Below are 23,640 nucleotides of genomic sequence, written 5' to 3'. Positions count from 1 at the left end.
CCTTCACTTCGCCAGCAGGACGGCATCGCGGTCGCGCCACCCCACCCAGACGTCGTCCCCTTCGATATGCGAAAGCGCCACCGGATCGATCTGCGCCTCGAGCGTGCTACCGTTGTCGAGCTTGACGGTCAGCGACGTGTGAGCCCCCTTGAAGACGCGCTGATCGATGCGCCCTTTGAGCGACGGCCGGTCTTCCGGCTTGCGCGACAGGCAGAAAACCGCCTCCGGTCGCAGCGCCACGGTGGCATGGTCTCCCGGTATCGGCGAGGTGCCGTTCACATCCGCATGCACGATGTTGCCGCGCCACTCGACGGCAGCGATCTCGCCGGAGACCGAAGCAACCGTGCCTTCGAGGAAATTGCTCTGGCCGATGAAGTTCGCAACGAAGCGGCTGCGCGGCCGGGCGTAGAGCTCGTCCGGTCCTCCCATCTGCTCGATCCTGCCCTTGTTCATCACGACGATGACGTCGGACATGGTGAGCGCTTCCTCCTGGTCGTGGGTGACGAAGATGAAGGTCTTGCCGGTCTTCTTTTGGATCGACTTCAGCTCGATCTGCATCTGCTGGCGCAGCTTCGCGTCGAGCGCCGACAGCGGCTCGTCGAGCAGAAGCACGTTCGGATCCGGAGCCAGCGCCCGCATCAGCGCCACGCGCTGGCGCTGTCCGCCGGAAAGCTGTGCCGGCATGCGTTCGGCGTGATCCTGAAGGGAGACGAGGGCGAGGAGATCGCTGACCCGTCTGTGGATCGCGGCGCTCTCCATGCCCTTCAATTCCAGGCCGAAGGCGATGTTGCGGCCGACCGTCAAATGCGGAAAGAGCGCGTAGTCCTGGAAGACGATGTTGACGTTGCGCTTGTTCGGCGGCAGGTGCGAGATCGGCTTGCCCTCGAGGTAGATTTCCCCCGACGTCGGGCTGTCGAAGCCACCGAGCATGCGCAGCGTCGTCGACTTGCCGCAGCCGGATGGGCCAAGCAGCGTGACGAACTGGCCGGGCGCGATCGCAAGATCGAGATCATCGACGGCGGTCAGCGCTCCATAGGACTTGTTGACGTTCTTGAAATGGACGACAGGCTGCATTTGCGTCAGCTCCTCGATCGGCGGGTGAAATGCTCGGCATAAAGGCCGATGGCGGTGGTGACGACGAGCACGATGGTCGCCATGGCGTTGATTTCCGGCGACATACCACCTTGCACCTTGGCGAAGATCAGCATGGGCAGGGTCGGCTGGTAGCCGCCGAGGAAGAAGGTGCGGACGAAGTCGTCGATGCTGGTCAACACGCAGAAGATCATGCCGCCGAAGAGCGCCGGCATCAGATAGGGGATGGTGACGCGCAGGAAGGCGATGAAGGGATCGGCGCCGAGATCGCGCGCCGCATCCACCAGATTGGCCGGCATCGACCGCAGCCGGGTCAGAACCATGATGACGACGAAGGGCACGGCATGAACCGTATGCGCAAGGATGATCGCGAAGGTTCCGGTCGGAATGTCGACGGCGCGGATGAAGATGCGCATCGAGATCGCGTTGATCAGCCCCGGCACGACGGCCGGAAGGCAGGCGAGCGCGAAGATCACCGCCTTGCCCCAGATGTTTTCCGCCGAAACGAGAAGTGCGATCCAGACGCCGATGATCGTCGCCGAAACGGTGGTCGCGAGCGCAATGCCGATCGAATAGAGCGAGGCTTCGAGGAACTGCTTGTCCTGGATCACCTTGCCGTACCAGGACAGCGTCCAGTTGCCGATCGGGAAGGCGATGAAGTTCGCATCCTTGAAGCTCATCGCGGTCATCAGCGCCAGCGGCAGCACCAGATAGACGGCAAAGATCCAATAGGAAGCGCCAAGCGCGGTTTTCGGAAGGTCGTTGAAATAGTTTCGCATGGGTCCCCCCTCACATCAGCCGGACGGAGCGACCGCCGACGACCCGCATGAAGAGCCCGACGGTCGTCAAGGACACGACAAGCATGATCATCGAGAAGGCAGCACCTTCCGGCCATTTGTCGTTTGAGCCGTGAAACAGCGTCGCGATAACTTCAGGGAAAATCACTGAATTCGGGCCGCCAAGCAGCAGCGGTGCTGCGAAGACACCGACGGCGGTCAGATAGACGAGGCTGCAGCCCGAGACGATGCCGTCCTTGGAGAGTGGCAGGATGACCCGGCGGAACCGCTGAAAGGGTCCGGCGCCGAGATCGGCTGCCGCCTGGATCAGCGGCGTCGGGATCTTCTCGATCGCCGAATAGAGCGGCAGGAGCATGTAGAGCGCCAGCAGATAGATGACGCCGAAGCTCAGCGAAAAGAAGGTGTAGAGCATCGGGATCGGCCGGTCGATGAAGCCGAATTCCCGCAAGAGCACGTTCAGCGCCCCGCGGTTGGCGAGCAGCATGATGACCGAGAAGGTGCGGATCAGCTCACCGGCCCAGAAGGGGATGAGCAGCAGCAACAGGGCCCGCATCCGGTTCTTCGGCTGCACAATCTTTGCGACATAGTAGGCCACGGGATAGACGATCACCAGTGTCGAGATCGTGACCACGGCGGCAAAGATCAGGCTGCGGACAAAGGGCAGGAAATAGAGCCGATCGGAGAAGAACAGCGCGTAGTTGGCCAGCGTGTATTCGCTGCTCTTGTCCGGCTGCGGCGGATAGTTGGCAAGAAGGCTGATATTGGCCATCTGCAGGATCGGCCCGATATGCAACATGGCGATCCAGAAAAGCGGCACGCCTGCCAGCACGGCGAGACGCACGCGCCGGCTTTCGACGAGCAGGCCGATCGTATGGCGATAAAGCCCCGAACGTGCCGCCTTGCCGATCCATCCGGCATAGCGCGGCACCGTCGACAAACCGACGGATGGCGGTTGTGTTGTCGTATCCAGCATTGTCTTTGTTCCCGGCTCTGGAAGAGTCCATTTTATGACGGGCGACCGGCCTCAGCCGATCGCCCGGATTTTGATAGGTCAGGCCGACTTGATCTCGGCCGTTGCCTTGTCGATCATCTCGTTCTTCATGTCGCGGTTGACGGAGCTGAAGAACTGGATGCGTTCGACCTGCTCGGGCGGCAGCGACAGCGCGGCACGCTCCTTCTCGTCCAGCACCTTGTCGACGCCGTCGAAGGCCGACGAGAAGCCGGACTGGCGGGTCATCGCAGCACCAATCTCCGGCGACGACAGGATGGCGTCGAGGAAGGTGTAGGCCGCGTCCGCGTTCGGCGCGTTATTGACGATGTTGAAGGAGTAGAGGAAGCCGAATGTCCCTTCCTTCGGCACCGAAATCTCGATCGGATGGCCGTCCATGATGAGCTTGGCGGCCGGACCGGACCAGGCCTGCGCCAGGTAGATGTCCTCGTTGACCAACATCTGCTGCAGCTCGGAGCCGGCATCGTAGTACTTGCGCACCTTGTCCTTGTGCTGAATGAGGAAATCGCGGGCCTGGTTCGTTGCGGCCTGTGCGACTTCGGGCTTGTCGCCATAGGTGACGTAGTCGCCGTCGTTGCCCTGGTAGCGCATGACGATCGAGAGGAAGTCGCTGACGATGTAGGACGTCAGGTTCTTGTTCTCGTCATCGAACATGATCGCCCAGCTGTCGGAAGCCTTGGCGTATTCGGTGTTGCGCACCAGGCCCTCGAAGCCGGCAAGCAGCGGCACGCCGAAGGTCTTGCCGTCGACGGTCAGTTGCGGCGCGCCCTTGTAGGCGGCTGCAAGCTTGCCCCAGTTCTTCAGCCGCGTGGTGTCGAGCGACGAGAGCAGGTTCGATTTCATGAACTGCGACAGGCGATGGCCGGTCACGGTGACAATGTCGGTGGAAGGTGCAGCCCCTTCGGCGGTCAAAAGGTTGTACTGCTTTCCCTGGTCGTCGGTCAGCCGGATTCGCACCTCGATGCCGGTATCCTTCTGGAACTGATCGATGAAGGACTGCGGTACGAACTTGTCATAGGTCGTGATGTTGACGACCTTGCTCTGTGCGAAGGCCGGGCGGATGATCGAAGGCGCTGCGAGCACACCGGCGCCGGCCGCCAACAGCTTCATTGCCGATCGGCGGGTGACATCAAAATTGTTCATCTCGTTCTCCTCATTTTGGCAGGCTCAATTCTCGTGTGGGCGTTCAGAGCTTTTTGCTCCCCTTTATTTCGCCGCCGGGTTGTCCGGCAGCGCACCATTGCCGGCGTTCCTGCCGGCAAAGCTCCTTTCGGCGATACGCGCCATCTGCTTGGGATCATGCACTGTCAGATCCGGCATCCGCTCCGAAGCGATCCGCGCTATCCGTTGAATGAGTTCCCGAACGCCGGCCGAGAGCGGGCGCGAGCCGGCTGACAGGATCGCCCATAGGAAGGGGATCTCGACATCGAGAGGCCGAATGACGATGGGCGCCGATTGCAGACCGTAGGCCGTCGCCGGCTCGATGATCGCCACGCCAAGGCCGAGCGATGCGACATGCACGGCGTTATTGGCCGCGTTGGTCGCGATAATGCGATTGGGCCGCACGCCGGCCGCATTGAGCACTTCATCAACGCTATGGCGCAGCCGAAACGGATTGGACATGGTGACCAGCGTGCGCCCGGCCAGATCGGCGATCGAGATCACGTCTTTCGCAGCCAGCGGATCGTGCGGCGCAACCGCGGCGACGCAGCGCCCTTCGAAAAAACCCTGAACATCCAGGCCGGGCTGATCGGCCGGCAGCGACGTCACGCAGAAATCCGCCGTCCGCGCAAACACCGACTGCACGGCGGCCTCGGCCGGCATGCTGCGCAGATTGATCGTGTGGGGCAGCAGATGCTCCGGCAGTTCGGCAAGTGCGATCGGGATGATGCCGCTGGCAAAGGCCGGCGTTGCGGCGATCTCGATCGGCTCGGGTTCCTTGCCGGCGATTGCCTTGGCGCGATTGCGCAGGTGCCCGATGCCGCTGACGAAACGCTCGGCATCCTCATGGAAGGCAATGCCCTTGTCGGTCGGCGCGATCCTCGGGCCATTCCGCTCGAACAGCGCAAAGCCGAGCGACGTCTCCAGGTCCTGGATCAGGCGCGTCACCTGCGACTGCGAGCGGTCGAGCAGGCGGGCGGCACCTGTGATGCTGCCCGTCGACATAACGGCGAGAAAGGCCTCGAGATCGCGTACTTCCATCGGCTATCATGCGCTCCCTGCATGGTGGACGATCAATAGTGCATAAAACGCATTCTTAGTTCTAGTGACAAAAGACAATTTTTCTCGGGTGGGCTCGACCGGGCCCGCTCTTGCGGCCTTACCAGTCCATGACGACCTTTCCGGAATTGCCGGAGCGCATGGCCTGAAAGCCGTCGCGGAACTCGTCGATCTTGATGCGGTGGGTGATGACGGGGGCAAGGTCGAGCCCGCCCTGCACGAAGGCGATCATCTTGTACCAGGTCTCGAACATCTCGCGGCCATAGATGCCCTTGAGGTTGAGCATCTTGAAGATCACCTTGTTCCAGTCGATCTCGAAGCCGGCCGGTGCGATGCCGAGGATGGCGATCTTGCCGCCATTGTTCATCTTGTCGATCATGTCGCGGAAGGCAGGGGCCGCGCCCGACATTTCCAGCCCGACGTCAAAACCTTCGGTCATGCCGATCGCCTTCATCACGTCGGCAAGGTTTTCCTTCGAGGCATCGACGACATGGTCGATGCCGACGCTCTTGGCGAGTGCCAGCCGCGTCGGGTTGATGTCGGTGATCACCACCTTGCGCGCGCCGGAACGCTTGGCGACCAGCGCCCCCATGATGCCGATCGGCCCGGCGCCGGTGACGAGAACGTCCTCGCCGACGAGATCGAAGGAGAGTGCCGTGTGCACCGCGTTGCCGAACGGATCGAAGATCGCCGCGATCTCGTCGGGCACATCCTCCGGGATCGGCACGACGTTGTACTCCGGCAGGCAGACGAACTCGCCGAACGAGCCCGGCCGGTTGACGCCGACGCCGAGCGTGTTGCGGCACAGATGCCCGCGGCCGGCCCGGCAGTTGCGGCACTTGCCGCAGACGATGTGGCCCTCGCCCGAGACGCGCTCGCCGACATGGTACTTGGTGACGGCCGATCCGACCTCGGCGATCTCGCCCATGAACTCATGGCCGACGACCATCGGCACCGGAATGGTTTTTTGGGCCCACTGGTCCCAGTTCCAGATGTGCACGTCGGTGCCGCAGATCGCCGATTTCTTCACCTTGATCAGCACGTCGTTCGGGCCGATCTCCGGCACCGGCACGCGCTCCATCCAGAGGCCCTCTTCCGGCTTCGACTTCACCAGCGCCTTCATCATGTTCGTCATCAGTCTCTCCCTCAGATCACGCCGAGGTCGCGGCCGACCTCTTCGAAGGCGGCGATTGCCCGCCGGACGTCCGCTTCACTATGCGCTGCCGACATCTGCGTGCGGATGCGCGCCTGGCCCTTCGGCACCACCGGGAAGGAGAAGCCGATGACATAGACGCCCTTCTTCAGCATGCGCGCCGCCATCTCCTGGGCGAGTGCGGCATCACCGAGCATCACCGGGATGATCGGGTGGCCCTCACCGGCCAGCGTGAAGCCGAGCTTGGTCATCTCGGTGCGAAACAGCGCCGCATTGGCATAGAGCCGTTCGCGCAAGGCATCGCCGTTGTCGATCAGGTCGAAGACTTTGAGCGAGGCGGCGGCAATGACCGGCGCCAGGGTGTTGGAAAACAGATAAGGGCGCGAGCGCTGGCGCAGCCAGTCGACGACTTCGGCCTTGGCCGAGGTGTAGCCGCCCGAAGCGCCGCCGAGCGCCTTGCCGAGCGTGCCGGTGATGATGTCGATCCGGCCCTCGACGCCACAATGTTCGGCGGAGCCACGGCCATTCTTCCCGACGAAGCCGACCGCATGGCTGTCGTCGACCATGACCATGGCGCCATATTTGTCGGCGAGGTCGCAGACGCCACCGAGATTGGCGATGATGCCGTCCATCGAAAACACGCCATCGGTGGCGATCAGCTTGAAGCGGCTGCCCTCGGCCTTCTTCAGTTCCTCCTCCAGCGCCGCCATGTCGTTGTTGGCGTAGCGGAAGCGCCTGGCCTTCGACAGCCGCACGCCGTCGATGATCGAGGCGTGGTTGAGCGCGTCGGAGATGATCGCATCCTCTTCGCCGAGCAGCGTTTCGAACAGGCCGCCATTGGCATCGAAACAGGAGGAATAGAGGATCGTGTCTTCCAGGCCGAGGAAGGACGAAATGCGCGCCTCCAGCTGTTTATGCTCCTCCTGCGTGCCGCAGATGAAGCGCACCGAGGCCATGCCGTAACCGTAGCGGTCGAGCGCCTGTTTGCCGGCCTCGGCCAGTTCCGCGTTGTCGGCAAGGCCGAGATAGTTGTTGGCGCAGAAGTTGAGCACCCGCTCGCCCGAGGCGACCTTGATCTCACCCGCCTGCTTCGAGGTGATCACACGCTCCGACTTGTACAACCCGGCCGTCTTCAGGCCCTCGAATTCTGAACGGAGATGGGTGAGGAAGCGATCGCTCATTCAGGCACGTCCCTCGGCTCGATCGACAGCGACGACAGGCGGGAAGCCGGTGCGGCACAGGGCATCGAGACCTTCGAGATCCAGTCGCTCGAGGCCCAGTTCCGGAAGGAGGTCGTTCTCGCCTTCGAAGTCTCGGCCGTACATGGCCGAGAAGATGCGGATACCGGCCTCGTGCAGGTCTGCCGGGCATCCGGCAAGGCGCGCGAGCTGCGCCGTCACGACCAGACCGAAGGGGACATCCTCTGTTACATAGCGGCTGTCGGCCGTCGCAGGACCCGTGCCGTTATGTCCGGCCTCATGCATTTCCTGGTTCATCTGCGAGATCGTGCTGACCGGCACATGGAACGACAGGTGGAAATGCTGAAAAATGTCGCGCACCTTCAGCTGCAGCTTCTCGGCGACAGCCAGGCGTTCGAGGTCGAGTGTCTCCAGGAGACGACCGATATTGGGGGTGACGTTCTGGGCCTGAACCCAGGTCTCGCCGCGCTCCATGCGCGACATGTTGCCGAGCGCGATCCCGAGGTGGTTTTGCGGATTGAGGTTTGAAAGCGCGATCGCCAGAAGGCTGCCGCGATCGACAAAATGTTCGCCGAAGAGTGCCGTGCAGACCGCATGGCCGCGCGCACTTTCCGATGCCGGAACGGTCGCGAGATCGACCTGCTTGCGGATGGTGTTCACCTGCACCAGCGCAGGGCCGAGCTTCCGGCCGCTGACGATCGTCGTGCCCCAGGCAACGATCGGCAAGGTGATGCCGCGTGCTGCCAGAAGCGACGAGAGATAAAGCGCTCCGAACGAGGTATGCGAGCTGAAGATCACCACTTGACCGGCAGTCAGATGCGGCGCGATTGCGTCCAGCACGAAGCGGTGACCATAGGCCGGCAGCGCGATGAGGATCGCATCGGTATCGTGGACGAGATCTTCCGCACGCTTGGCAACGGCCGGAAGGAAGGTGCCTTCGATGGCGCCCTCGGCCGTGAGGCGCCCTCCCTCTGCGAGTGCCACAGTGCCGGTGCCGGACGGCGACCAGAGCGTTGCCTTGTGTCCCAGTTTTTCAAGAAGTGCAGCGGTGCCAAAGGCAATAGAGCCAGCACCTGCGATACCTACGCGCATGTCGTTTTCCACTTTCATTGATATCGGGTGACGGGCGCAGCCGGGGCGCCCGCTGTCGAGGTGTTGCGGCTAAGCCGCGTTTCGGGCGGGGATGAGCGTGGTCGCTTCGGACGACCAGCCGACCCAGATGTCGTCGCGGCTTAGGCCTTCCACCTCGCTCGGATGAACGAGCGCGTTGAGCAGATGCCCCTCGCCGATCTCGACCTTGAGCGATGTGTGGTTGCCCTTGAAAACCCGCTGGCGGATCCGTCCACGGATCCGGTTGGCGACACCCGGTTCCTGCGCCGAGCATTGGATCGCTTCCGGCCGCAGGACGACGTAGATCGCGTCGCCGGCCTTGGGCGAGAGCGCGCCGGCGGACGCCTTGATCGTCATGCCGTTCCACCGCACCGCCGCTTCGCCGGCGTCAGTACCGACGACGTCGGAATGCAACAGATTGGTTTCGCCGAGGAAGGTCGCCACGAAGGCGGAGCCGGGGCGCTTGTAGAGGGTCGCCGGATCGCCCATCTGCTCGATCCGGCCATTGTTCATGACCACGATCGTATCCGACATGGTGAGCGCCTCTTCCTGGTCGTGGGTCACGAACATGAAGGTCTTGCCGGTCTGTTCCTGGATCGCCTTGAGCTCGATCTGCATCGTCTGGCGAAGCTTGGCGTCGAGGGCGGAAAGCGGCTCGTCCAGAAGCAGAACGTCGGGATCGGGCGCCAAGGCGCGCATCAGCGCGACGCGCTGACGCTGGCCGCCCGACAGCTCGGACGGAAGACGTCCGGCAAAATCCTGCAGCTGCACGAGTTCCAGAAGCTCCGATACGCGCCGCTGGATCTGGCGGTTGTCGACACCCTTCAACTCCAGGCCGAAGGCGATGTTCTTCGCGACCGACATGTGCGGGAACAGCGCGTAATCCTGGAACACGATGTTGACGTTGCGCCGGTTCGGCGGAACCATTGTCACGTCGCGGCCGGAGAGCAGGATGCGGCCCTCCGTCGGCGTTTCGAACCCGCCCAGCATGCGTAGCGTTGTCGACTTGCCGCAGCCGGAGGGGCCGAGCAGGGTGACGAACTTGCCGCGCTCGATGTTGAGATTGAGATTATCGACGGCGACAAAGCTGCCGAAGCTCTTGCGGATATTTTCGAACTGAACAACCGGTTGCATCAGCGGATCCTCGAACGACGTGTGAGATATTCTGCGTAGAGCCCGACCACGGCGGTCACGACCAGGACGAGCGTCGCCATGACGTTGATCTCCGGAGACATGCCGGACTGCACCCGAGCGAAGATCAGCATCGGCAGCGTCGGGCGATAGCCGCCGAGGAAGAAGGTGCGGACGAAGTCGTCGCTCGACAGCAGCAGGCAGAAGATCATGCCGCCGAAGATGGCCGGTCCCAGATAGGGAAGCGTGACGCGGAAGAAGGTTACGATACTGTCGGCACCGAGATCGCGCGCGGCATCGACCAGATTGCCCGGCATCGAGCGCAGCCGCGTCAGCACCATGACCACCACGAAAGGCACGGCGTGGACGACGTGGCCGAGGATGATGGCGACCGTGCCCGTCGGCAGATCGATGGTGGTGATGAAGATGCGCAGCGAAATCGCCGAGATCATGCCCGGCACCACGGCCGGCAGGCAGGCCACCGCAAAGGCCACGTATTGAGCGGCCCCGCGCAGCGACCCGATCAGCATCGCGATCCAGACACCGATCACCGTTGCAATGGCCGTCGTCGCCGCGGCGATCATGATTGTATAGAGGCAGGCGTCCAGGAACTGCTTGTCCTGGATGACCTTGGCGTACCAGTCGATCGTCAGGTTTCCGAGCGGAAACGAAATGAAGCTCGCGTCCTTGAAGCTGACCGCCACCATCAGCGACAACGGCAGAAACAGGTACAGGACAAACAGCCAGTAGAAGGACTTGAGGGCCAGCCCGGGCCAATCGTGAAACAGGGCGCGCATCAGAATGTCCTTTGCTTCGAGCCGCCGACGACCCGCATGAACAGACCGACGGTGACGAGGGATGCGGCAAGCATGATCATCGCGAAGGCGGCACCGGCCGGCCAACGGCTGCTGGCGCCGTGGAAGAAACTGCTGATCGTCTCGGAGAACATGCTGGTGGTCGGCCCGCCGAGCAGAATGGGAGCGGCAAACACGCCCATGCAGGTGAGAAAGACCAGCGAGCATCCGGACACGATGCCGTCGCGCGAAAGCGGCAGGATGATGCGGCGGAAGCGCGTGAACGGCCCTGCCCCGAGATCGGCTGAGGCATCGAGCAGCGACTTCGGGATCTTCTCGATCGCCGAATAGAGCGGCAGCAGCATGTAAAGGCAGACCATGTAGACGAGGCCGAAGCTGATCGAAAACGAGGTGTAGAGCATCTGGATCGGACGCTCGGTCAGCCCGATTTCCCTGAGCAGCACGTTAACGGCACCGCGATTGGCGAGAAGCATGATGACCGAGAAGATACGGATGATTTCACCGGCCCAGAACGGGGCCAAGAGCAGGAGCAGCGCCCGTGACCTGTTGCCGGTCGCAACCACCTTCGCCACGTAATAGGCAACCGGATAGACCACGACCAGGGTGACGGCGGTTGCGATGGAGGCATAGATGAAGCTGCGCAGCAGCGGCATCCAGTAGAGCTTTTCACTGAAGAAGAGCGCGTAGTTGTCGAACGTGAATTCGGCCTCGACGCCCGGCTGCGGCGGATAGCTGGACAGGAGGCTGATGCGCAGCATCTCGTAGATGGGGCCGATATGCATCATCAGCATCCAGACGACCGGCACGCCGGCCAAAAGCAGGATGCGTCCGTATCGCCACTCGGCAACGGCGCCCAAGGTGTAGCGATAGAGCAGTGAGTTGATCACCCTCGCGACACCGGTCGAGTATTTCATGTGCGCAGCACGGACGGGGAGACCGCCACCTGCCGTATGTGTTCCCACGGCCATTGAATTATCCCAAAGCTTGTCCGCGACCCGACGGGCGTTGGCAGAACATGCGTCACCGTTCTGACCCCGCCGCCACGGCGAGGTCAGTCAGTCAGTCATCGCAATGCGATTGCTTAGGCCGCTTTCAGTTCGGCGACGGCGCGATCGATGATCTCGTTCTTCATCGAGCGGTTGAGCGAGCTGAAGAAGGTGACGCGCTCGAGCTCGTCCTGCGGCAGGGTCGATGCCAGCCGCTCCCTCTCGTCGAGCAGCTTTTCGACACCCGATATCGTCGAGCTGAAGCCGGAGGTGCGCGTCATCGCCGCCCCGACCTCGGGGTTCGCCAGGATCGCGTCGAACAGCTTGTAGGCGTTCTCGGCGTTCGGCGCGTTGTTGACGATGTTCAGCGTGTAGCAGAAGCCGTAGGTGCCTTCCTTCGGCACGGAGAGCTTGACCGGCACGCCGTCCATGATCAGCTTGGCGGCCGGGCCCGACCAGGCCTGCGCCAGATGGATGTCCTCGTTGATGAACATCTGCTGCACTTCGCTGGCCGCATCGTAGTATTTGCGAACCATGTGCTTGTGCTTGATCAGGTGGTCGCGCGCTTGGCTGGCGGCCTTCTGGGCCTCCTCGACCTTGTCGGTGTAGGTGACGAAGTCGCCGTCATGGCCCAGATACTTCATGGTGATCGACATGAAGTCGCCCGCCATATAGGCGGTCAGGCCTTCGTACTTCTCGTCGAACATGATGCCCCAGCTGTCGGCCTCCGACACGTAGTCGGTGTTGCGCACGAGGCCTTCGTAGCCGGCAAGGATCGGCAATCCCCAAAGGTTGCCCTCGAAGCGCGCCCAGGCGGCGTCCTGATAGGCGGGGTTGAGGTTCGCCCAATTACGCAGCTTTGCCGTATCCAGCGCCTGCACCAGCTTGGAGCCGATGAACTGGCCGTAGCGGTGGCCGGCGACCGTCACGATGTCCGTGGTCGGGTTTGCGCCTTCCGCCGTCAAGAGATTGTACTGCTTGCCCTGGTCGTCGGTCAGGCGGATGCGAACCTCGATGCCTGTGTCCTTCTGGAACTGCTCGATGAAATCCTGCGGCAGGAACTTGTCATAGGTGGTGATGTTGAGAACCGAGCTCTCAGCACGCGCCGACCGGATGAGGTAAGGCGCGGTGAGCACCGTTGCACCGCCTGCCCCCAACAGCTTGAGCGCGTTCCTGCGATTGATCTTCTGCCCGATAATCATTTGTTTCTCCTCTCGCCTCCCAGCGTGACTTGATGGCGCCAGAGCGCGCATACGCGCTTCTGATCCCGTCGCCGATCGCGCAGCCGGATCGATCCAGTTGCAGCCTGCATAAAGATTGGCGCAGCAAATTTGGTCCGTCTAATTGTTTTTGAGCCTGCATCCATTCCAAAAGGTTATAGCCCAGAATTTAAGCCGGCACGGCAAACGGCGATATTTTGCGGGGGTCTTGGTCGGCCGGATTGTCAACCTCCGCGCGCAAAGCTAGAGTATGGGCAAGTTTGCCCCGAATGAAGTTATGAAATGAAGCGCGCACCGAACCTGCGACAAATCGAGGCTCTTAAAGCCGTGATCGAATGCGGCACGGTCAGCCGTGCCGCGGAAGTGCTGCATATCTCGCAACCCGCCGTGAGCAAGCTCCTGGCGCATCTGGAAGAAGATACGGAGCTTGAACTCTTCGACCGCATCAAGGGGCGGCTCATTCCTTCGGAGCATGGCATGCGGCTCTACAAGGAGATCGATCGTGTCTTCGCCGGCATCAAGCAGATCGAGCGCGCCGTCGACCTGATCCGGCGCGAGGAACTGGGGCAGATCTCGGTCGGTGTGATGCCGGCGCTTTCCGGCCTCTTCATCAGCGACACCAACAAGCGCTTTCTTGCGGGGCATGGCGACGCCTACATCTCGGTGGTGATCCGCAGTTCGCAGTTCATCGTCGAATGGCTGCTATCCAAGCAGGTCGATATCGGCCTCATCAACCGCAATACGGACAACCCCTATATCGAGTGCGTTCCCTTGCGCGGCGGAGACCTCGTCTGCATTGCGCCGCGCGACCATCGCTTCGCTGCGAAACAGGAGATCGTGCCCGCCGATATCCACGGCGAGCCCTATATCGGCTTTGCAGCGGACAACCGCATCCGGCAAAAGATCGAAAGCACGCTCGATGTCTATGGCACGCGGTTGAACTACATCATGGATGCGACCCTTGCGCCGGCGGTATGCGAAATGGTCGCCAACGGACTGGGGATCGCCATCGTCGATCCGGTGTTCGCCTTTGGCCAGCGCGACCGGCTGACAATCAAGCCGTTTCTCCCCAGCATTGCGTCGGATCTCAGCCTCTGCTGGCTCCGCGAAACGAGAAACCGCCACCTGGTCGACGCCTATGTCGAGGCGACCCGCGCCACGGTGCAGGATATGCGGCTGGCGATGGAAGCGAACTGAGGCCCTGTCGGCGGCCCGTGGGATTTCGCGGCTTTACAAGCCCCGCCCCACAGCCGAGATTTGCGGCCCCGACAAAATGGTGAACCATGCCGACCGCTCCCCTCCTTGTTGACGCATTTTCCGAAGCGCATATCCCCGAGATGCTCGACTGGTTTTCAAGCCTGGAGGCGCTGGTGCAATGGGGCGGCCCCGGCCTCTCCTTTCCGCTGCAAGCGGCACAGCTCGAAGCGATGCTCGCCGGAACCAAGGGTGCCGAACCTGAGCGCTTGATGTTTGCAGGCGTCGCCGACGGCAAGCTCGCCGGCCATGCGCAGGTAGCGCTCGACTGGGCAAACGGCGTCGGCCGCCTCGCCCGGGTTGCCATCAATCCACGCATGCGCGGCCAGGGCCTCGCCCAGCCTTTCCTCAGCGAAGTCACCCGCCGCTTTTTCGCCGACCCCGCCTTCGAGCGGCTGGAGCTCAACGTCTACACGTTCAACGAGGCGGCGATCCGCACCTACCGAAGCCTCGGCTTTTATGAGGAAGGCGTCAGACGCTCCTCCGCCAAGGTCGGAGATGCCAGGTGGGACACAGCGATCTATGGCATGCTTAGAGGCGAATGGGCCGACCGCACCGCCGCCGCTCAGTAAGGCAAGCCGACATAGTTCTCCGCCAGCGCCGTTTCTGCCGCCACCGAATGGGTGAGGTAGTCGAGTTCGGCTTCCTGGATGCGCTGGTCGAAATCGTCGGTATCCGGAAAACGGTGCAGCATCGTCGTCATCCACCAGGAGAAGCGCACGGCCTTCCACACGCGCGCCAGCGCCCGCGCCGAATAGGCGTCGATGCCGGCATTCGAGCGATCCTGGTAGTGTTCGAGCAGCCCCTCGAAGAGATAATGGACGTCGCTGGCGGCAAGGTTCAGACCCTTCGCGCCGGTTGGCGGCACGATATGGGCGGCATCGCCGACCAGGAACAGCCGGCCGAAACGCATCGGCTCGGCAACGAAAGAGCGCAGCGGCGCGATTGATTTTTCAAAGGACGGTCCCGTTACCATTGCTTCGGCATGATGAGACGGCAGCCGCCGGCGAAGTTCGTCCCAGAAGCGCGTGTCGGACCAATCCTCGATCTTTTCGCTCACCGCGCACTGGATGTAGTAGCGGCTGCGCGTCGTCGAACGCATCGAGCAAAGCGCGAAACCGCGCGGATGGTTGGCATAGATCAGTTCGTGGTCGACCGGCGGCACGTCGGCGAGAATGCCCAGCCAGCCGAAGGGATAGACCTTCTCGAAGGTCTTGAGCGCCTTTTCCGGTACCGACTTGCGGCTGATCCCGTGAAAGCCGTCGCAGCCGGCGATGAAGTCGCAGTCGATGCGCTGCGCCGTGCCATCCTTCTCGAAGGTCACATAGGGCAGATGACCGTCGAAATCATGCGGTTGGACATTGGCCGCCTCGTAGATCGTGACAGCCCCTGAGCGCTCGCGATGCTCCATCAAGTCGCGCGTCAGCTCCGTCTGGCCATAAACCATGACGCGCTTGCCCCCGGTCAGTTGCCTGAGATCGATGCGGTGATCGCGGCCATCGAAGGCGAGCGAGAAGCCGTCATGCGGCAGGCCCTCCTGATGCATGCGCGCCCCGGCTTGAGCGCGATCCATCAGGCCGACCGTGCCTTCCTCCAGCACGCCGGCGCGCACGCGCCCCAGGATGTAGTCCTTGCTGACACGGTCGACAATGACATTGTCGATGCCCCCTTCCGTCAGCAACTGCCCAAGCAGAAGACCTGACGGGCCCGACCCGATGATGACCACCTTGGTGCGCATGCTCTCCTCCGGAATTGCCTTTTGTCAGAATTGTCTTTTGGCAAAATCTGCGCCGGGCCGGCTTCGCTCTCAATGGACAAATCCGCCATGAAATTGCACAAATCGAACATGGCTTCAGGATGTGCGGCATGAAGAAGACGGTTCCGACCTACGAACTCTACGGCGAAAAGACCGGAGAACGGCCGGATTTCTGGCTGCATTGCGAAACTATTCCGTCACGAAGCAGCCTCTACCACTGGGAGATCGGGCTGCACCGGCACGAGAGCTTCTTTCAGATCTTGTACATTGCCGGCGGCTCCGGCGATGCGGTCTTTGGCAATGCGGTCAACATGATCGAACCGCCGATGGTCATTACCGTTCCGCCGGCGCTCAGCCACGGCTTCCGCTTCTCGCGCGACATCGACGGCTTCGTCTTCACCATCCTTGCTTCGCACTTGAAGACAACGCCCGGCGAGCGCAGCCGCCTTGGCGCCTGGCTCGCCGTCCCGCACCTGATCCGGCTCGACGGCGGCGAAGATGCTGCCTACATCGCAGCAACCCTCACACGTCTTGCCAGGGAATGGGAAACCAGCCGCGGCAACCGCGCCGATCTTCTGGACGCCTACCTGACCGCCGCGCTGACGCTGACGGCCCGTCTCGACGAGACGAGCGACGACCGGGATGACAGCAGCCAGAGTGAAAACGAGCGGCGGGTCCAGCGCTTCCAGGCGCTTTTGCAGCAGCATCTCCGCTCGCATTGGCCGGCCGCCGCCTATGCCCGCGAACTTGGCCTGTCGCAAACCCATCTCAACCGGATCACGCGCGCCGTCGTTGGCCTCAGCGCCCACGAAATGATCTCGCGAAAGCTCGTCGGTGAAGCAAAGCGCGAACTCGTTTTCACCCGCGCCAGCGTCCAGGAAATCAGCTTCCGCCTCGGCTTCGCCGACCCCGCCTATTTCTCCCGCTTTTTCCTGCGCCAGACGGGCGTGACGCCCCGCGCCTGGCGGCTGGCAGAGCGCGAACGGCTTGGTGCGTAAAGCGCCAGCGCAGCTTTCGGCGGCTGGCCATGCACGCCAGGGTAAGATTGTATACAATCCGAAAAAAGCTTTTTGCAACGACTCAAAACGGGAGCAGAATCAAGCTCGGGTCCGAGGGGGCCCGGAGGAAATACGGAGGAAGACATGGCAGTACGCGATCCGTCGCCCTCGTTGTACAACGAGGATCTGGCACCGGCCGAGGAGCGCCGGTGGGGCGCTTTCAGCATCTTCAATGTGTGGACATCCGACGTGCATAGCCTGTGGGGATACTACCTCGCAGCAAGCCTGTTCCTGCTCTGCGGCAGCTTCATAAACTTCGTCATCGCGATCGGCATCGGCTCGTTGGTGATCTTCTTCCTGATGAGCCTCGTCGGCAATGCGGGCGTACGCACCGGCGTGCCCTTCCCCGTTCTCGCCCGCGCCTCCTTCGGTACCTTCGGCGCCAACGTTCCGGCGCTGGTGCGCGCCGTCGTCGCCTGTTTCTGGTACGGCGCGCAGACGGCTGCAGCGTCCGGCGCGATCGTCGCGCTTCTCATTCGCAACGAAAGCATGCTGGCCTTCCATCAAAACAGCCACATGCTCGGCCACTCGACGCTTGAGGTCATCTGCTACGTCGTCGTCTGGTCGCTGCAACTGCTTATCATCCAGCGCGGCATGGAGACCGTTCGCAAGTTCCAGGATTGGGCAGGCCCGGCCGTCTGGATCATGATGCTGATCCTCGCGGTCTATCTGATCGTCAAATCAGGCACGTTCTCCTTCGGTTCGGAAATCCCGCGCGACGTGCTCATCGAAAAGACCAAGGACGCACGCGTTCCGTGGGAGCCCGGCAGCTTCCCGGCGCTGGCCGCGGTCGCCGCCACCTGGATCACCTACTTCGCAGCGCTCTATCTGAACTTCTGCGACTTCTCGCGCTATGCGACCGACGTGAAGACGCTACGCAAGGGCAATCTCTGGGGCCTGCCGATCAACCTGCTCGCCTTCTGCCTGGTCGCCGGCGTGACGACGACCGCCGCATTCGCCGTCTATGGCGAAGTGCTGCTGCATCCGGACCAGATTTCGGCGAAATTCGACAGCTGGTTCCTGGCGCTGCTTGCAGCACTTACCTTCGCCGTCGCGACGCTCGGCATCAACGTGGTGGCGAACTTCGTGTCGCCGGCCTTTGACTTTGCCAACGTCTTTCCGCGGCAGATCAACTTCAAGCGCGGCGGCTACATTGCGGCGCTGATTGCGCTCATCCTCTATCCGTTCGCCCCTTGGGAAACGGGGGCTGCGCATTTCGTCAACTTCATCGGCTCGACGATGGGGCCGATCTTCGGGGTGATGATGGTGGATTATTATTTGATCCGCCGCGGCCAGCTGAATGTCGAAGCGCTCTATCACGAGGACGGCGAGTTCCGCTTCCAGGGCGGCTGGCACGGCAGCGCGTTTATCGCCTTTGCCATCGGCGCACTGTTCTCCTCGATCCTGCCGACCTTCACCACCATCCTGCCCGCCTGGTGGGGAATCTATGGCTGGTTCTTCGGCGTCGCCATCGGCGGGGCGATCTACTACGTCTTGAGGATCGGCGCCCGCAAGCCGGCCTTTGCGGCCTGACAACTTCACAATGCGCCCGGGCCTAAGTGCACCGGGCGCATTGCCGCTCACGTGGCGATGTGGGCGTTGAAATAGACAGCGCCCGCCTGATCGCGCGGGCGCTCGAACGCGCCGCTGACCGAAAACGTCGTCTCGACGAGCCCGCTGTCGGCGAGCGTATCGGCCGTGCCGCAAAACAGGGTCCGACCTTTCGCCAGCAGCACGATCCGGTCGGCAATCGCCATGGCCTGGTTGAGGTCATGGATGGCGACCACGACCGTTACCAGCCGCTCGCGGCGCAGGCGGCAAAGCAGTTCCAGCACTTCCACCTGATGACCGATGTCGAGAAACGAGGTCGGCTCGTCGAGCAGCAGGATCTCGGCTTCCTGCGCAAGCGCCGCCGCGATCCAGGCCCGCTGGCGCTCACCACCCGACAAGGCTCTCAGATCCCGATGCGCGATATCGTGCAGATCGGCGCTGTCGAGCGCCCAATCGACCGCCTGGCGGTCTGCGGTGGAAAAGCCGCCGAAGGCGCCGATATGGGCAAAGCGTCCATGCCGGACCAGCTGCTCGACCGTCATGCCCTCGGGCGAGAGCGGCGCCTGCGGCAGGAAGGAAAGCCGGCGCGCGAGCTGGCGACGCTTCCATGAGCGCACCGACCGGCCATCGAGCGTCACGTCGCCGGCCTCCGGCACCGTCAATCCTGCAAGCGCATGGAGTGCGGTGCTCTTGCCCGACCCGTTGGGGCCGATCAGCGCAACGATTTCGCCGCGGCTGAGCGCGAGGGCGAAAGTCGCGAGTGCGCAATGCCCGGCATAGCGAATGGTGACGTCGGCGGCTTTGAGATGCATCACGGCCTCATCGGTAGCGGCGAAGTAGAACGAGCAGGAACGGCGCGCCTGCAAAGGCGGTGACGACACCGATCGGAATTTCCTCGGCGCCGCCGGCAAGCCGTCCGGCGAGATCGGCCGCCACGACCAGTGTCGCGCCGATGAGGGCCGTCAGCGGCAGGACCGCCGCGAAATGGCGGCCGGCCAGGAACCTTGCAAGGTGCGGCACCACGAGCCCGATGAAAATCAACGGACCGACGACGCCGACGGCACTGGCGGCAAGAACGCAGGCAACGGCGAGAACCAGGGTGAAATGCAGGCGATAATTCAGCCCGAAGGAGCGTGAGACGTCCTCCTCGAAGCGCAAGAGCGTCAGCGAACGGTGGAAGAACGGAAGCACAGCGAGCGCGGCGAGCGTGAACGGCAGGAGAAAGACCACATGCTCCCAGCCTCGCGCATAAAGGCTGCCGGCAAGCCATTGCATGACGATCTCGAACCGGGCGCTGCCCCAACCGACGATGATGCCCATGGCAAGTGCATGCAGAAAGGCGCCGATCGCGACGCCGCACAGCGTTACGCGCAGAGCGCTCAATCCCCTGCGGACGGCAAGACCATAAATCAGCGCCCCGGCCGCAAGCCCGCCGATGGCGCCGACCAGCGGCAGCCAGGCAACCGGCAGGGCGTAAAGCGTGTTGGCATCGGAGGCGACGCCATAGATCGCGACGAAGAGGAACAGCGTCACCGCCAGCGTCGCCCCTTGAGAAATGCCCATGATGGTCGGGTCGGCTAGCGGGTTGCGCGTGACCGTCTGCAGCAGGGCACCGGCGACAGCGAAATGCATACCGGCGAGCATGCCGGTCAGGATGCGCGGGATCCGGATGGTCTCGATGATCAGCTGCGCATTGTCCGATCCGCGTCCGATGAGGACGGCGGCGACGTCAGACAGAGGCAGGTCGGCGACCCCGAGCAGGATCGCCACCAGCAGGAGGCCGGGAAATAGGGCGACCAGCAGCACGGTATGTCGCAGCGCCGGTGTTTCGGTCGTGGTCCTCGTCATCGACGCCCGCCTCCAGCACCGGGCCGCGGGCCGCGTTGGGTCAGATAGACGAACACCGGGCCGCCGATCAGCGCGGTGAAGATACTGACCGGAATTTCCCGTGGCGCGGCGACCGAGCGGGCGAGTGCGTCCGCCGTCATCAACAGGCATCCGCCAAGCGCGATATTGAGGAGAAGCGCCCAGAGCGCCGAGCCCGGCCGCAGCAGCCGGACAAGATGCGGGGCGGCCAACCCGACAAAGGCAACAGGCCCGGCAACCGGCGTTACGCCGGCAACGAGGCAAATGGCTGCGGCAAGCAGCACGAGCTTCAACAGAACGGGATTGGCGCCCATGCCGGCGGCGGCCCCGTCGCCGAGCGACAGGAGCGCGATGATGCGGTGGCAGCAAAGAGCGATGCCGAGCCCAACGACGATCCACGGCAGCATGTAGCCGACCTGCGCCCAGGATCTCCCTTGAAAGCCGCCGGAAAGCCAGAACAGCACCGAGGGCGATTGTGGCCCGCCTCGGACGAGCAGGTAAGTGGTGACCGCATTTAAGAACAGGGCGACCGTGATCCCGCCCAGCGCCAGGTGCAGCGGCGACGCCCGCCCGCCCCTTGCCGTCCACAGCGTCAGCGCGGCCGCCGCCAATCCGCCGACCATCCCGATTGCCGGAAAGAGCGTGGAAGATACGGCAGGGAAAAGGACGAAGCTCGCGACGATGAACGCCACGGCGCCGGCGGTGACGCCGGTGAGGTCGGGTGCGGCCAGCGGATTGCGCGTGATCGATTGCAGCAGGTAGCCCGAGACGGCGAGAGCTGCGCCTGCGAAGTAGGCGGCGATGCTTCTCGGCATGCGCAGTGTCCAGACGATGATCGAATCAGTACCGCCAGCCGGCGATGATAGTGCCGCCAGCGCCTGGGAAAGCGTCATCGGCTTTGCGCCGAAGATCAGCGCCGACACGCTGACAATCAGCGCTACCGCCAGCAACATCGCAAACCACAGCGGTGCGCGCGTCTGGTCGCTCATGGCCGTTGCTCCGAGACGTTCCCTACAGCGGTCATATCGGTCGTCGCGCGATGGAAGGCCCAGAAAAGACCGGTCGCGGCGGCAGCGAACCCAAGCCCCATGCCGAGCCAGACACCGACGGCGCCGGGAGCGAGGTGGAAACCGATGAGCCAGGCGGCCGGCGCACCGATCAGCCAATAGCTTGCAAGCGTGATCCAGAAGCCGCTCGCGGCACGGCCGACGCCGCGAAGCGCGCCGATACCGATGTTCTGCGCGAAATCGGGCAGCTGGGCGAGCGCCGCGACAGACACCAGCGCGGACGCGGCCAGATAGGTTGCGCCCTCGGATCCGGCCGGCGACAGGGAAAACAGAGCCAGGATCGGCGCCGGCAGCAACAGGATAATCAGAGCGAAGACGGAGGCGACTGAAATGCCGAGCAGCAGCCCCGTTCCGCCGACCCGCCGCGCGCGTTCGCTGTCGCCGGCCGCAAAGGCTTCGCTGACCCCGACCGAGGTCGCGTGCGAAAGCCCGACCGACAGCATGAAGACGACATAGACGACCTGATTGACCGCCGCCTGCGCGGCGAGCGCGGCGGCACCCCAGGCCCCGACCATAAGCGTGACCAGCGCGGTGAAGCCGGCCTCGGATGCGTAGGATCCGGCTGTCGGAATGCCGATCGCAAGCAGCCGCCGGATGGCTGCGACGACCTCCCCCATCGACACGAGGCGCGAGAACGACAGCCGCCGGTGCGTTATCCAGGCAATGGCAGCGAATTGTGCCAGGAAGGCGAGCGTGCTTGCGGCTGCGACGCCCGAAGCGCCGAGCTTCGGCAGGCCGAACGTGCCGAACAGCAGGCCATAGTCGAGCAGGGCATTGACCAGAATGGTCGCGAGCGTGATCGTAAGCAGGAAATTCGCCTGACGCCGGCCGACGACGACGCCACGATAGGCGTAAAAGCAGAAGAGCGGGATGATGCCGGGCGCCAGAAACATCAGATACTCGCGCGCAAGCTCGACGACGCCGGCATCCTGTCCGAGCCAGCGCAGGCCGCTGCCGCCGATCATCATCAACGCTGCCGAAATCAGCCCGGCAACGGCAGCGATGCTCAGCGAACCCAGCAAATGAGACGGCGCCACCTTTTCGCCGGATGCCTCGGCAACGAGATTCGACGTGCCGACGATCAGACCGAAGCCAATCGTGCGCAGCAGATTGAACACGGCGAGCCCGAGTGCGGCAGCCGAAAGCGCCTCGCCACCGACCCAGCCGAGCATCAGCAGGTCGGTGGTCGAGATTGCGACCTGCGCCAGCTGTACCAGCGCCAGCGGCGTTGCCAGCCCGACGATGCGGTGCGCTTCGGAAACTGTAGGACGGTTACGGGGCATGAGAATTTGCCGGCCCCGCAAGTGCAAGGGCCGGTTCACCTGTTACTGGATTGAGGCGGGGATGAACTTGCGGGCTTCCGCCTTCACGTCGATGGCTGGAAAGGCATCGGGATAGAGCAGATGCGCTGCCTCGCGCAGTACCATCTGGCGGGCGATCGGCCCGTGCGCCTCAACCCAATGGTCGCCGACATAGTGCACGCGTGCGTTCTTCACCGCCGAGAGCTGCTGCCAGATCGGATTGTTTTCCTGAGGGCGGTCCGGGCCGTAGTCATAGACGAAGATGACTTCCGGATCCTGCTCCAGCAGGGTTTCGAGGCTCATTTCCATGCCCCAGTTCCCGGGAACGGACGGCGTCGGGTTCTGACCGGCGATGTTGTCGCCACCAAGCGCCACCAGGATGGCGGCAGTCATGTTTTCCGATCGAAAGACCCAGGGAATGTCCCCGCCCCACATCACCACGAAACGCGGGTGCTTGTCCTTCGGCGCCTTCGCTGCAAAGGCCTCGAGGTCGCTCTTGAAGGCGGCGTTGATCTCCTGCCCGCGTTTCGGCTGGCCAAGGATCGTCGCCAGTTGCGCAATGGTGCGGTCGCTGTCGGCGTAGAGTTCAAGGTCGTAGGCGAGATAGGGCGCGACCTTCTCGTATTGGGCAGCATTGCCTTCGGTGTAGCGGCGGATCGCGACCGTGAGGTCCGGTTTTGCCTCCGCGAGCAGCTCGATGTTCGGGGTGGCGCGCTGGCCGATCTGCTTGACGCCATCGAGGTAGCCGCCGAGGAAATCGGGATGACGGCCTTCCACCATGTAGGTCGTCGCAACCGGCGTCAGGCCCAGGGCGAGCGCGACATCCGCGGCGAAATAGGAAACGGAGGCGACCTTCTGTGCCTTCGCCGGAATGGTGACCGCCACACCGCGATCGTCGATCACGTTGAAGGTAACGGCGTCTTCGGCACCGGCACCGGTCGCCTGGCCGAGCACGCAGCCTGCAAGAACGACGGCGCCGATCAGCTGCGAGCGTGCGGCTGTGAAAAGGGGGCTGGGCATGCGGGCTCCTTGTACCATTGCGGTGTCAACCTTGC

22 protein-coding genes are annotated in these 23,640 nt (G+C 63.1%); 4 read left to right on the top strand and 18 right to left on the bottom strand.

Features of this window, described 5'->3' with window-relative positions:
- Positions 1 to 3 precede the first annotated feature (3 nt).
- The 12 genes from IB279_RS16700 to IB279_RS16645 all read right to left on the bottom strand — a co-directional run bounded on the left by IB279_RS16700 (position 4) and on the right by IB279_RS16645 (position 12,714).
- Positions 4 to 1,074 (bottom strand): ABC transporter ATP-binding protein, encoded by a 1,071-nt coding sequence (locus IB279_RS16700; RefSeq protein WP_034801840.1) that lies wholly within the window; start codon positions 1,072 to 1,074, stop codon positions 4 to 6.
- Between the two features lie 5 nt (positions 1,075 to 1,079).
- The gene (locus IB279_RS16695; RefSeq protein WP_034801842.1) at positions 1,080 to 1,871 is read right to left on the bottom strand and encodes an ABC transporter permease; all 792 of its coding nucleotides are present in this window, start codon (positions 1,869 to 1,871) and stop codon (positions 1,080 to 1,082) included.
- Between the two features lie 10 nt (positions 1,872 to 1,881).
- The gene (locus IB279_RS16690) at positions 1,882 to 2,862 is read right to left on the bottom strand and encodes an ABC transporter permease (protein ID WP_051659597.1); all 981 of its coding nucleotides are present in this window, start codon (positions 2,860 to 2,862) and stop codon (positions 1,882 to 1,884) included.
- A 78-nt stretch (positions 2,863 to 2,940) separates the two neighbouring features.
- On the bottom strand, positions 2,941 to 4,041 hold the full coding sequence (locus tag IB279_RS16685; protein WP_051659598.1) for an extracellular solute-binding protein: 1,101 nt from the start codon (positions 4,039 to 4,041) through the stop codon (positions 2,941 to 2,943).
- Between the two features lie 63 nt (positions 4,042 to 4,104).
- Positions 4,105 to 5,100, bottom strand: coding sequence for a LysR family transcriptional regulator (locus IB279_RS16680; RefSeq protein WP_192339367.1), 996 nt, complete (start codon positions 5,098 to 5,100; stop codon positions 4,105 to 4,107).
- A 118-nt stretch (positions 5,101 to 5,218) separates the two neighbouring features.
- The gene (tdh, locus tag IB279_RS16675; RefSeq protein ID WP_060611193.1) at positions 5,219 to 6,253 is read right to left on the bottom strand and encodes an L-threonine 3-dehydrogenase; all 1,035 of its coding nucleotides are present in this window, start codon (positions 6,251 to 6,253) and stop codon (positions 5,219 to 5,221) included.
- 11 nt (positions 6,254 to 6,264) lie between these two features.
- On the bottom strand, positions 6,265 to 7,452 hold the full coding sequence (locus IB279_RS16670) for a glycine C-acetyltransferase (protein ID WP_192339366.1): 1,188 nt from the start codon (positions 7,450 to 7,452) through the stop codon (positions 6,265 to 6,267).
- Positions 7,453 to 8,562 (bottom strand): NAD/NADP-dependent octopine/nopaline dehydrogenase family protein, encoded by a 1,110-nt coding sequence (locus IB279_RS16665; RefSeq protein ID WP_192339365.1) that lies wholly within the window; start codon positions 8,560 to 8,562, stop codon positions 7,453 to 7,455.
- A 69-nt stretch (positions 8,563 to 8,631) separates the two neighbouring features.
- Positions 8,632 to 9,714: an ABC transporter ATP-binding protein gene (locus IB279_RS16660; protein WP_060580985.1), complete on the bottom strand. Its 1,083-nt coding sequence runs from the start codon at positions 9,712 to 9,714 to the stop codon at positions 8,632 to 8,634.
- On the bottom strand, positions 9,714 to 10,508 hold the full coding sequence (locus IB279_RS16655; RefSeq protein WP_060580986.1) for an ABC transporter permease: 795 nt from the start codon (positions 10,506 to 10,508) through the stop codon (positions 9,714 to 9,716). The genes IB279_RS16660 and IB279_RS16655 overlap by 1 nt, the downstream gene beginning before the upstream one ends.
- A complete protein-coding gene (locus tag IB279_RS16650; protein WP_051659715.1) occupies positions 10,508 to 11,494 on the bottom strand; it encodes an ABC transporter permease in 987 nt (328 codons plus the stop codon). The genes IB279_RS16655 and IB279_RS16650 overlap by 1 nt, the downstream gene beginning before the upstream one ends.
- Positions 11,495 to 11,607: 113 nt before the next feature.
- The gene (locus tag IB279_RS16645; RefSeq protein WP_060522058.1) at positions 11,608 to 12,714 is read right to left on the bottom strand and encodes an extracellular solute-binding protein; all 1,107 of its coding nucleotides are present in this window, start codon (positions 12,712 to 12,714) and stop codon (positions 11,608 to 11,610) included.
- 300 nt (positions 12,715 to 13,014) lie between these two features.
- Here IB279_RS16645 and IB279_RS16640 point away from each other — a divergent pair, with 300 nt between their 5' ends.
- Together IB279_RS16640 and IB279_RS16635 are read left to right on the top strand one after the other, a co-directional pair.
- Positions 13,015 to 13,929: a LysR substrate-binding domain-containing protein gene (locus IB279_RS16640; protein ID WP_034805874.1), complete on the top strand. Its 915-nt coding sequence runs from the start codon at positions 13,015 to 13,017 to the stop codon at positions 13,927 to 13,929.
- Between the two features lie 86 nt (positions 13,930 to 14,015).
- Positions 14,016 to 14,558, top strand: coding sequence for a GNAT family N-acetyltransferase (locus IB279_RS16635; RefSeq protein WP_060522057.1), 543 nt, complete (start codon positions 14,016 to 14,018; stop codon positions 14,556 to 14,558).
- Here IB279_RS16635 and pobA read toward each other — a convergent pair.
- Positions 14,552 to 15,724, bottom strand: a complete 1,173-nt coding sequence (gene pobA, locus IB279_RS16630; protein ID WP_192339364.1) for a 4-hydroxybenzoate 3-monooxygenase — start codon at positions 15,722 to 15,724, stop codon at positions 14,552 to 14,554. The genes IB279_RS16635 and pobA overlap by 7 nt on opposite strands.
- A 128-nt stretch (positions 15,725 to 15,852) precedes the next feature.
- On the opposite strand from pobA, the gene IB279_RS16625 reads away from it, so the two are divergent.
- Positions 15,853 to 16,740: a helix-turn-helix domain-containing protein gene (locus IB279_RS16625; RefSeq protein ID WP_192339363.1), complete on the top strand. Its 888-nt coding sequence runs from the start codon at positions 15,853 to 15,855 to the stop codon at positions 16,738 to 16,740.
- A 144-nt stretch (positions 16,741 to 16,884) separates the two neighbouring features.
- A complete protein-coding gene (locus IB279_RS16620; RefSeq protein WP_192339362.1) occupies positions 16,885 to 18,333 on the top strand; it encodes an NCS1 family nucleobase:cation symporter-1 in 1,449 nt (482 codons plus the stop codon).
- A gap of 47 nt (positions 18,334 to 18,380) precedes the next feature.
- On the opposite strand, the gene IB279_RS16615 is transcribed toward IB279_RS16620, so the two are convergent.
- From IB279_RS16615 to IB279_RS16595, 5 genes are read right to left on the bottom strand one after another with little or no spacing between them, the layout of a single operon-like run.
- A complete protein-coding gene (locus tag IB279_RS16615) occupies positions 18,381 to 19,163 on the bottom strand; it encodes an ABC transporter ATP-binding protein (RefSeq protein ID WP_060644795.1) in 783 nt (260 codons plus the stop codon).
- Positions 19,164 to 19,170: 7 nt separating this feature from the next.
- The gene (locus IB279_RS16610; RefSeq protein ID WP_113294042.1) at positions 19,171 to 20,199 is read right to left on the bottom strand and encodes an iron ABC transporter permease; all 1,029 of its coding nucleotides are present in this window, start codon (positions 20,197 to 20,199) and stop codon (positions 19,171 to 19,173) included.
- Entirely contained in the window at positions 20,196 to 21,206 is a 1,011-nt protein-coding gene (locus tag IB279_RS16605; protein ID WP_192339361.1) for an iron ABC transporter permease, read from the bottom strand. The genes IB279_RS16610 and IB279_RS16605 overlap by 4 nt, the downstream gene beginning before the upstream one ends.
- Positions 21,203 to 22,567 carry an MATE family efflux transporter gene (locus IB279_RS16600; RefSeq protein WP_192339360.1) on the bottom strand — a complete coding sequence of 455 codons (1,365 nt, stop codon included), beginning with the start codon at positions 22,565 to 22,567 and terminating at the stop codon, positions 21,203 to 21,205. Before IB279_RS16600 ends, IB279_RS16605 begins: the two co-directional genes overlap by 4 nt.
- A 42-nt stretch (positions 22,568 to 22,609) precedes the next feature.
- The gene (locus IB279_RS16595) at positions 22,610 to 23,605 is read right to left on the bottom strand and encodes an ABC transporter substrate-binding protein (RefSeq protein ID WP_083523547.1); all 996 of its coding nucleotides are present in this window, start codon (positions 23,603 to 23,605) and stop codon (positions 22,610 to 22,612) included.
- Between the last annotated feature and the right edge of the window lie 35 nt (positions 23,606 to 23,640).

Source organism: Ensifer sp. ENS06, from assembly GCF_014852205.1.
In the GTDB taxonomy this organism is placed as follows: Bacteria; Pseudomonadota; Alphaproteobacteria; order Rhizobiales; family Rhizobiaceae; genus Ensifer; species Ensifer adhaerens.
The sequence above is the reverse complement of the archived record's forward strand: the minus strand, read 5'-3'. Positions and strand labels throughout refer to the sequence as shown.

What these genes read in the sequence shown, in the direction of transcription:
- IB279_RS16700 (WP_034801840.1), bottom strand. Translation starts at nt 1,074, where the DNA reads ATGCAGCCTGTCGTCCATTTCAAGAACGTCAACAAGTCCTATGGAGCG.
- IB279_RS16695 (WP_034801842.1), bottom strand. Translation starts at nt 1,871, where the DNA reads ATGCGAAACTATTTCAACGACCTTCCGAAAACCGCGCTTGGCGCTTCC.
- IB279_RS16690 (WP_051659597.1), bottom strand. Translation starts at nt 2,862, where the DNA reads ATGCTGGATACGACAACACAACCGCCATCCGTCGGTTTGTCGACGGTG.
- IB279_RS16685 (WP_051659598.1), bottom strand. Translation starts at nt 4,041, where the DNA reads ATGAACAATTTTGATGTCACCCGCCGATCGGCAATGAAGCTGTTGGCG.
- IB279_RS16680 (WP_192339367.1), bottom strand. Translation starts at nt 5,100, where the DNA reads ATGGAAGTACGCGATCTCGAGGCCTTTCTCGCCGTTATGTCGACGGGC.
- tdh (WP_060611193.1), bottom strand. Translation starts at nt 6,253, where the DNA reads ATGACGAACATGATGAAGGCGCTGGTGAAGTCGAAGCCGGAAGAGGGC.
- IB279_RS16670 (WP_192339366.1), bottom strand. Translation starts at nt 7,452, where the DNA reads ATGAGCGATCGCTTCCTCACCCATCTCCGTTCAGAATTCGAGGGCCTG.
- IB279_RS16665 (WP_192339365.1), bottom strand. Translation starts at nt 8,562, where the DNA reads ATGCGCGTAGGTATCGCAGGTGCTGGCTCTATTGCCTTTGGCACCGCT.
- IB279_RS16660 (WP_060580985.1), bottom strand. Translation starts at nt 9,714, where the DNA reads ATGCAACCGGTTGTTCAGTTCGAAAATATCCGCAAGAGCTTCGGCAGC.
- IB279_RS16655 (WP_060580986.1), bottom strand. Translation starts at nt 10,508, where the DNA reads ATGCGCGCCCTGTTTCACGATTGGCCCGGGCTGGCCCTCAAGTCCTTC.
- IB279_RS16650 (WP_051659715.1), bottom strand. Translation starts at nt 11,494, where the DNA reads ATGGCCGTGGGAACACATACGGCAGGTGGCGGTCTCCCCGTCCGTGCT.
- IB279_RS16645 (WP_060522058.1), bottom strand. Translation starts at nt 12,714, where the DNA reads ATGATTATCGGGCAGAAGATCAATCGCAGGAACGCGCTCAAGCTGTTG.
- IB279_RS16640 (WP_034805874.1), top strand. Translation starts at nt 13,015, where the DNA reads ATGAAGCGCGCACCGAACCTGCGACAAATCGAGGCTCTTAAAGCCGTG.
- IB279_RS16635 (WP_060522057.1), top strand. Translation starts at nt 14,016, where the DNA reads ATGCCGACCGCTCCCCTCCTTGTTGACGCATTTTCCGAAGCGCATATC.
- pobA (WP_192339364.1), bottom strand. Translation starts at nt 15,724, where the DNA reads ATGCGCACCAAGGTGGTCATCATCGGGTCGGGCCCGTCAGGTCTTCTG.
- IB279_RS16625 (WP_192339363.1), top strand. Translation starts at nt 15,853, where the DNA reads ATGAAGAAGACGGTTCCGACCTACGAACTCTACGGCGAAAAGACCGGA.
- IB279_RS16620 (WP_192339362.1), top strand. Translation starts at nt 16,885, where the DNA reads ATGGCAGTACGCGATCCGTCGCCCTCGTTGTACAACGAGGATCTGGCA.
- IB279_RS16615 (WP_060644795.1), bottom strand. Translation starts at nt 19,163, where the DNA reads ATGCATCTCAAAGCCGCCGACGTCACCATTCGCTATGCCGGGCATTGC.
- IB279_RS16610 (WP_113294042.1), bottom strand. Translation starts at nt 20,199, where the DNA reads ATGACGAGGACCACGACCGAAACACCGGCGCTGCGACATACCGTGCTG.
- IB279_RS16605 (WP_192339361.1), bottom strand. Translation starts at nt 21,206, where the DNA reads ATGAGCGACCAGACGCGCGCACCGCTGTGGTTTGCGATGTTGCTGGCG.
- IB279_RS16600 (WP_192339360.1), bottom strand. Translation starts at nt 22,567, where the DNA reads ATGCCCCGTAACCGTCCTACAGTTTCCGAAGCGCACCGCATCGTCGGG.
- IB279_RS16595 (WP_083523547.1), bottom strand. Translation starts at nt 23,605, where the DNA reads ATGCCCAGCCCCCTTTTCACAGCCGCACGCTCGCAGCTGATCGGCGCC.